Here is an 8,065-nt window from a genome sequence, read left to right as displayed (position 1 = left end):
GGTGGTATTCCTCCGGCACAAGAATAGAACGGACAAATACATACCCCGGGATCAGGGGAACCAATATCTTTTTTCGCCGGTCTTTCCGTCTGCTCATGACCTGGATCCTCGGCAAAAAGGCCTCCAGGGATTTGCCGCAGAGCCCCTCGTATACCTTCTGCTCAAAGCGGCTTCGGGTATGAAGTGCGTACCACTTAAGGGATTGTTGATTGTCGATGGTCGATTGATGATGGATCATATGCTGCAATTACGGGCCTCGTTAAGGGTTAAATGGCTGCAAAGGCAACGGGTTACAAGGTCTCGATCTTACCGGAATCCACACCATTTTCAATGAGGTATTCAATGTCCCGGGCCGTATCCTCCAGTCGGGTTACGAGAATGGCGTCCCAGCCTTCCCGATTCAGGCGTTCGGGCCCTTCGGCTATCAATTCAAAAAAATCCTTTCCATTTTTCTCTTCATCCACAATCCCAGCAAGATGTATGCCCGTAAGTTGGATATATAGATATGCCAGCTCGGCCACCTCTCCTGCGCCGAAAAAGAGGATGGACCGGATCTGCCTCCTCTCCATCTCTTTAAATTTCTCAATTAATACTTGCTTGATATCTCTGTAAAATCTGGTCGAGTACGCCAGATACTCCACGGTCAGGCGGGTCTTTCTGGCCACCCCTTCAGGGGTCAGGAAATATTTCACCCGGTTGCTGGGCATGGTCTTGACCTTGAAATATCCCTTATTGACCAGTCTCTTTAAAAAGGTGTTGACGAGCCCCAGGGAAAGATTGAGGCGTCGGGAGAGTTCTCTCTGGCTGGACCCCCCGTCCTGCTCGATTTCCCCCATGAGCCGAAGAATATGAATATCCTGCTTATCCATTCATGTCGCCCAATACCCTCTCCAACCCTCAGCAACTCAGTTTTCTTTTAAATTTCAAGCAACCAGCAAAAGATGGTTCAATAATTGAACGCGTTTGTCAAGAAAAATTTGACGTCCCCCCCAAGAAGCGGCTATACTCAGTATTGATTCGTATGTCGGGCGCTTCACCCCAATTTTATCAAGGCGTTAGGGAAATAGTGGAAGACGGCGTCCCCTGGCCATATGTCACCATTTCCATCATTCCGGATCCCACGGCACTCAAAAGCCATGCCAAAAACCCTTTTTATTTCAGCAGTTATTCTGAATTCCAGACATATAATGAGTATGCATCGGGTGTTTTTATTGAGCACCTCAGGAGGTACGCCTGATGGAATGCAACAGCCAAAAGAATCTACAAACATGCAATTGCACATATACTCCGTGTCCCCGCAAAGGGATATGCTGTGAGTGTATTGCCTATCATCTGAGGATGAGGGAACTCCCGGCCTGCTGTTTTCCTGAAGCGGCGGAGGCCGCATATGATCGTTCTTTTGAATGCTTTTCGAGGCTTGTCCAGGCGGGAAAGGTGTGACAGGGTGGTCGGGACGACTGGATTTGAACCAGCGACCCCCGCGTCCCGAACGCGGTGCTCTACCAGACTGAGCCACGTCCCGACAATTTAACCACCATAGTCTTTTCTTGGTCGTGAGGCAAGCATAATCTGCTTCCTGGAATTTCCAAACTCATTTTAGTCATAGATCCGCATGATTTTGAGGGGGCGGAGCCCCTAAGTTGGCCTCCATGATCTCCACAAAATTCTCCATCATTTTCGCGGTGGCCCCCCAGATCATGTGCTCGCCGTATTGGAATGCCACGGTCTCGTAGATTACCCCCTCGTATTCCACAGGATATCGCCTCGCTTCTGAACGCCGGCCAAAAAAGAGTGCCAGCGGCGCTAAAATAATCTTTTTGACTTCGGTCCGATTGATGGCCAGATCATCGACGGATGCAATCCAGCCGACAAGAGGATGGATCACATAATTGGAGGCCACGGTCAGAGCATCGTCGATCCTGCCCAAGATCTCGATGTCCCTTTGGGAAAGGCCGATCTCCTCATAGGTTTCTCTCAACACCGTCTCTTCAATAGACGCGTCTTTCGCTTCAACCCCGCCGCCGGGAAACGATATCTGACCCTTATGGTGTTCGACCCGATGCGTTCTCTGGGTGAATAGGACCTTGCAGACGCCGCCTTCTTCCAGCAGGGGCAGCAGCACACCGGCATGTCGATAGCCCGATGCCCCGCAGCCATCCAGCACCCTCGGCGTTCTTGCGCTCAATATCCCGCTGATCACATCAGGATTACAACGCCCATCGGTCATGGGGGTACCGGGAAGGCTCATGGGATCCCATACAGTTGGACATATGCGTCAAACTCCGCCTTTGTCTTCCCGTCCATCGGCATGCGGTTCCCCTGAATCACAACAGGCACCCTCTCCTGAAAGAGATAATCCACCACCTCCCTGATCCCTGCCACGGAAAAAACCGGGATACCGCTTTTAGACACGAAATCGTCGATGGCGTTCTTCCCCTTTTGTCCCAATACGACCGCCCCGCCCCTGTCATATACCGCGGTCGTCTGTTCCCGGTCAAGCCCGATGCCGATGCCCATCACATGGTATGACCGGCCGGTCATACGGGCCTCGGACGCAATCTTTTCCAGGAGTTCGAACTTGGTCCCCATGGAGGTGGCCACGTCATCCACGATAAAGATCCGGCAGCCGTCAAACAGAGAGCGGTTCACAAACATACTCCTCCATACGCTCCCTTCGCCATGGGTCTTGACCTCTTTCCGGTCATATTCAAATACCTTATCGATCCCATGTCTCTGCCAGAGCGCGATGGCGGTGGAAAGGGCGACGGCGCTCCCCTTATAGGAGGGTCCCAGGACGATGTCTGCCTGATCGACAATCCCTTGAGAGACCATCATGCCGGCAAAAAAGGTTCCCATCTCGAGCGCCAAACGTCCGGTTTTGAACATGGCCATATTAACAAAGTAGGGGGTGGGCCGGCCATCTTTCAGAACAAGGTCCTTGTCGAAAAAAAGGGCCCCTGTTTCCGCCAGGGTTATGGCAAACCCCGCCTTATAATCATCCATTTCAAGACCTCTTTACGCTTGTATCCAGGTAACCTAACATTTCCGCCAACCGTGAATACATCTGGTTACCGATACTGGGGTTTTTTTAGCTTCTGGAACTGTAACGCCTGGCTCAATCCCTGGCGTGCTTCCTTCAGATCGGGTTGAATGTCCAGTGCCTTGGAAAAATGCCTGATACCGCCATTCACATCGCCCTGACGCATCAGAATGATCGCGAGTTTGCAGTGCGCCTCTGCATATTCGGGGTCTATTCGTACGGCCTCTGAAAAATGACGCGCAGCACCCTTGAGATCACCCTGCAGCATGAACACCAGCCCCATATTGCGGTGTATTCTGGCATTGTAAGGTTCAGTCCTCAGCGCCTTTGAGAAATGCGCTGCAGCATCTTTCAGCTTTCCCTGCCGTGCCATGGCAATTCCCAGATTGTTATGCGCCTTAGCATTGGTGGGCGATGATTTCAACGCACGGTGAAAATACAAGACAGCCTCTTCAATCTTTCCCTCCTGCATACGGGCCTGGCCAAAGTTCGTCAGGGTCTCGGAATCGCCCGGCTTGATTCGAAGCGCTTCCGAGAAATGGAAAAAAGCATCTTCCAGCTTTCCCTGCTGTGCCAATGCCACACCGATATTGTTGTGGGCAGGTACGAAATTGGGCATTATAGCTATGGCCTCGCGATAGTGTGAAACCGCTTCCTCAAGCCTCCCTTCCCGCCTTAAGGCATAGCCGAGATTAATCTGCGCCCTGTAGTTTTTCGGATTTTTATCGACAGAGTCTGACCACAGCGATATGGCATTCTGCCAGACCTGATTTCTCAGATATGTGGCCGTTCCGAGCGACAGAATAATGACCGCAGAAACCGCAAAAAGCCAGCATCGATGAACAGCCAACAGCCAAAACAGAATATACGCGATAACCATGGCAAATCCGAACATCGGCAGATAGAGCCGATGTTCGAACAGGGCATCTTTGATGGGAAAGAAGCTGGATTCTATTGAAAGGGTAATGAAGAACCAGAAGATGCCGAAGCTGATTACAGGCCGCCTCTTTATCTGCCATACGCCAATGCCCGCCAGTGCAACGAGCAGCAGAAAGGCCGCCGGCGTGAACCCATCAAAAAATCCCGCCTTGAACGGGTACATGTAATCCAGGTTCTGACCCACCGGCAGGAACAATAACCGAATATAGATGCCAATGACATTGAGCTGCGTGCAGAAGTACACCCACCGGTCCACACGCGTTCCCGGCGCCTGCAATATTCCCGAGACATCTTCCAACAGACTGCCGAACCGAACCCCCCCCCTGAAGATGCCTGAGACATAAAGAATGAATATCCCCATCAGCACAATCATCGGAATAAGCCAGCGCAATTTTCTCTTCCATCCCTGCCAGGTCCTGTCAAACAGGAGATATTCCACGAGAAGGACAGCCCCCGGAAGACTCGCGGCGTTCTGTTTGCTCAGAAAAGCCAGGATTCCGCAGAGGAAGGCTAAGGCAAAATACGCTGAAAGCCGGAAGCTGAAAGCCTTCTTCCCAACATGCGCTTGCCCCCCTCCTGACCACTGACCCCTGTCCCCCCCCCTTGACCCTGAACCCCGTCCTCCCTGCTGCAAAATCCTGGCTCTCAGGTAGAAGAATATCGACAGAAGATAGAAGGCCGCCGCCAAAGAAGCATGTCTCTGAATAATATAGGTGACGGCCTGGGTCTGCACGGGGTGGGCGATGAAAATCAGTGCTGCAAAGAGGGACATCATGCGGATGATCGGTGATGGACGGTCAATTGTCGATTGAAAACCGCTGACAAATCCCTCAGACGTTACGGCCCCCATGTTCCCGGGTTCCATATTCCGACGGCCGTTGGAATGTCCGCGAGGCTGAACAGGGAGGATCAACAGCCGTTCGAAGATAATCAAGACCAGAAAATAGACAAGGAATCCGTTGAGGATATGAATTAAGACATTGACGAGGTGGTACCCGAAAACATCCAGTCCACCAAATCGGTAATTGAGGGCAAACGTTAATTCGGCAACAGGTCTCTGGGAAAATAACTGCGTTGGCGAAAGACATCGACCCAAATCTCTGATCTTTACGTTTTCTACAATCTGATGCCCGTCATCAAAGACAAACGGCGCCCGGTAGATATTGCTGTATATGAGTGCGCCGATGAGCGCAATAAGGCCCAATGAAACCCACTGCCTTGAAAGCGCATTTATTATTCCATGGTTTTTCATGTGGGAGTATCACTCTCTACGGCCGGATTTCGGCTTTCGCCGGAATGACGGTGTGGAATTTACACCACCACCTCGGAACATTACGAGAACTTTTGGGCTGATGGCGCTAATTTTGGGCCTCGTCAGGTGACCTTGAACAAGAAGCGGCCCCCCGCCACAGCCTAACCAAAACATACGGCCCTGCAATAAGCAAGGAAAAATAAGACACCTGTGGGGACTCACCCCTCTTTATTCGACCGTGAGCCTTGCCGTTCCACACTTTAAAAGTAGAATTCATTTCTTTTTGTTGACAGCTATTCATAAAAATGACACCATTTTGCTAAAAAATAAATCGGAATGGGGTTATGAGAAGTTCAACCTATCATGCAAATATTAGTCTTGGTCCCGGTATATAATGAATGGCCCCACCTTCTCCCGGTTCTCAAAGGTCTCAGGCGGCATTTCTCCGACATCCTGGTGGTGGATGACGGAAGCGACGACAAGGCCTTCCTGAGCTGCCTGAAGAGGGACGGGTTTGAATATCTCAGCGTTCCCTTTAACATGGGCCATTGGGGCGCCATCCAGGCAGGGTTTCGATACGCCCTCAAAAAGGGCTACGACGGCGTCATCACATTTGACGGGGACGGCCAGCACCTCCCCGAGGGGGCGCTCAAGATGGCGCCATATCTGGAAGCGGGATATGATGTGGTGGTCGGAAAGGATAGCGATCGGGGCACCCTCCCCAAAAAACTCTGTTGGAAGGTCCTCAACCGATTGGCAGGCCTTCAAATCCAGGATTTTACCTCCGGTCTCAGGGGCTATAGCCGGTCGGCCATGACCCAATTGATCTGCGGCCCGTTTATGAGTCTCCACTATCAGGATCTGGGGGTCCTCTTCATGGCCCAGAAAATGGGGCTCAAGATGATCGAAGTGCCGACCCCCATGACGGCCAGGGTGAGTGAAAAATCAAAGGTTTTTCCTACCCTCACCAGCGTGATCAGCTACATGTGTATTACATTAACCTTTATATTGGTGCGAAGGCCGTGATCCCCTACAAAATCACCACCACCATTATCGGCGCCATCATCTTCTTGATTATATTCATGCTGGTTCGTCGTGGGAAGCTTCAGGAAAAGTATGCCCTGGCCTGGTTCGCCATCGGAATCAGTGTCGTGGTACTGGGCCTTTTTCCGGTAATCATAGACAGGATCGCCTGGGTAACGGGAATTACTTATCCGCCGGCCCTCCTCTTTGCCATAGCCGTGGGAGTCCTCCTGATCCAAAATCTGTACCTGTTTATATTGACCTCTCAGAACGACGTCCGCATAAAGGAACTCCTCCAGCAGGTGGCCGTGCTCAACAAATTGGTGGACGACCTGCGCACCAGGGACAACCCGAATCCTGACCACACAACCCGTACGGATTCGTCCCCTCCCCGGATTACCCCGATGAAATAGAAGACAAAAGGGCATTTCATGGGGCGGATTTCACAGATACCAACTCCCCTCAATTCCTCAATTCTTCAATCCCTCAATACCTCAATCCCTCAATTCGCCAATTCCCCATACACCTCCTTGATCTGCCTTGCCACGGATCGAATATGAAACAGACGCTCGAGGCTTTCTCTGCCTTTGCTTCCCAATTTTTCGCATAGGTCCGGCTGAAGGATCAGACGTTCAAAGCGATTTGCCAGGGCGCCCGCATCTCCCGGCGGCGTCAGGAACCCGCATGACCCTTTCCGAACCACCCAGCCTGCCCCGGACCCGGGGATGTCGCTCACCACCAGGGCCTTCCCATATTGCATGGCCTCCAGCAACACGATGCCGAATGCCTCGGTTCTTTCCACTGAAGGAAGGCAAAAGAGATCGCAGGTGGCCAGGAGGGCCTGCAGCTCCTGGTCGGAAAGACTCCCCCGCAGCACCACCCGCCCTTCCATGCCGCTGCCTCCGATTTGCTCTTGAAGCGCGCTTCTGAGGGCGCCGTCTCCCACGATCTGAACCGATATGCCGGGGACCTGCCTCGCGGCCCGGATCAGTACATCGAACCCCTTGTAATAGGTCAGACGTCCCACGGCAAGGACCTTCAGTGTTCCGGGTCTCCAATGTTTGTCCGCCGCTTTGACAAGGGACGCCTTCGGCAGCGAAAGCCTTTTCGGATCTATCCCCAGGGGGATCACGCGACATTTGGAGGCCCATCTTTTGAGAGGATCGCTATATTCAAGATAGGGTTCCGAGGCCACAATAACCCGCCTTGTCCTTTTGAGGACCGCCTGTTCCAGAGGACGGTATAATTGGTAGGCAGGCTTCAGGCGATGATCAATGGCAGAAGGGACCACATCCGACTGCCACTGGACAATCCAGGGAATAGCTCGGGCCTCCGGGATCAGAAGCCCCCAGCATGCGGAGGGATTGGGGAAATGGAGGTGAAGGAGGTCCGGCTGAAACTCCCGGATAACCTGTCTGAGCCATCTGGGAAATGCCGGGCTTAGGGGGAGATAAAGCAACTGCCCGCAGGACGGTATCCGGGAGATGGGCACGCCGTCATCTTCCTCGCGTGAAAACGACCGCCCGGAGATATGATGGTGTACCAGACCGGAAACAGAAACCCCCTCTCCCTTAAGGGCCTTCAACAGGTCCCTTAGAAAATTTTCCATCCCTCCCTGGTAGGGTGGATAGTATTTGCCCACATGGAGAACTCGCATGCTCAACCCCGTGAATCATTTTTTCATATCCTCGATGCGCCCGGCGAGGAACTCGATCTGGTATTTGAGATTGCGATCGGTCTTCATCCGGTGGGCCACCTGCTCCACGGAATAGAGGACCGTGGAATGGCTCCGGTTGATGGTCTTGCCGATC

General features: G+C 52.5%; 9 protein-coding genes and 1 tRNA gene. 3 read left to right on the top strand and 7 right to left on the bottom strand.

Annotated elements, in window-relative coordinates; genetic code table 11:
- Both K9N21_23440 and K9N21_23435 read right to left on the bottom strand, forming a co-directional pair.
- Positions 1-238, bottom strand: a 238-nt coding sequence (locus K9N21_23440) for a hypothetical protein (protein MCF8146871.1), incomplete at its 3' end; no start/stop codon positions are given.
- A 52-nt stretch (positions 239-290) separates the two neighbouring features.
- Entirely contained in the window at positions 291-869 is a 579-nt protein-coding gene (locus tag K9N21_23435) for a winged helix-turn-helix transcriptional regulator (GenBank protein ID MCF8146870.1), read from the bottom strand.
- A gap of 367 nt (positions 870-1,236) precedes the next feature.
- On the opposite strand from K9N21_23435, the gene K9N21_23430 reads away from it, so the two are divergent.
- A complete protein-coding gene (locus K9N21_23430) occupies positions 1,237-1,440 on the top strand; it encodes a DUF6485 family protein (GenBank protein MCF8146869.1) in 204 nt (67 codons plus the stop codon).
- Positions 1,441-1,445: 5 nt separating this feature from the next.
- On the opposite strand, the gene K9N21_23425 is transcribed toward K9N21_23430, so the two are convergent.
- From K9N21_23425 to K9N21_23410, 4 genes are all read right to left on the bottom strand, one after another.
- Positions 1,446-1,522 (bottom strand) — tRNA-Pro (locus K9N21_23425).
- Positions 1,523-1,600: 78 nt separating this feature from the next.
- Complete coding sequence (locus tag K9N21_23420) at positions 1,601-2,248, bottom strand: CoA pyrophosphatase (GenBank protein ID MCF8146868.1); 648 nt, start codon at positions 2,246-2,248, stop codon at positions 1,601-1,603.
- Positions 2,245-3,003 carry a hypothetical protein gene (locus K9N21_23415; GenBank protein MCF8146867.1) on the bottom strand — a complete coding sequence of 253 codons (759 nt, stop codon included), beginning with the start codon at positions 3,001-3,003 and terminating at the stop codon, positions 2,245-2,247. Before K9N21_23415 ends, K9N21_23420 begins: the two co-directional genes overlap by 4 nt.
- Before the next feature lie 65 nt (positions 3,004-3,068).
- Complete coding sequence (locus K9N21_23410; protein MCF8146866.1) at positions 3,069-5,231, bottom strand: tetratricopeptide repeat protein; 2,163 nt, start codon at positions 5,229-5,231, stop codon at positions 3,069-3,071.
- 363 nt (positions 5,232-5,594) lie between these two features.
- On the opposite strand from K9N21_23410, the gene K9N21_23405 reads away from it, so the two are divergent.
- Positions 5,595-6,257, top strand: a complete 663-nt coding sequence (locus K9N21_23405) for a glycosyltransferase family 2 protein (protein MCF8146865.1) — start codon at positions 5,595-5,597, stop codon at positions 6,255-6,257.
- Positions 6,254-6,667 (top strand): DUF2304 domain-containing protein, encoded by a 414-nt coding sequence (locus K9N21_23400; GenBank protein MCF8146864.1) that lies wholly within the window; start codon positions 6,254-6,256, stop codon positions 6,665-6,667. Before K9N21_23405 ends, K9N21_23400 begins: the two co-directional genes overlap by 4 nt.
- Before the next feature lie 89 nt (positions 6,668-6,756).
- On the opposite strand, the gene K9N21_23395 is transcribed toward K9N21_23400, so the two are convergent.
- Positions 6,757-7,911, bottom strand: coding sequence for a glycosyltransferase (locus K9N21_23395; protein ID MCF8146863.1), 1,155 nt, complete (start codon positions 7,909-7,911; stop codon positions 6,757-6,759).
- Between the last annotated feature and the right edge of the window lie 154 nt (positions 7,912-8,065).

It is taken from the genome of Deltaproteobacteria bacterium, assembly GCA_021737785.1.
In the GTDB taxonomy this organism is placed as follows: domain Bacteria; phylum Desulfobacterota; class DSM-4660; order Desulfatiglandales; family Desulfatiglandaceae; genus AUK324.
Note: the sequence above shows the minus strand (reverse complement) of the source record. Positions and strands in the feature narration are given on the sequence as shown.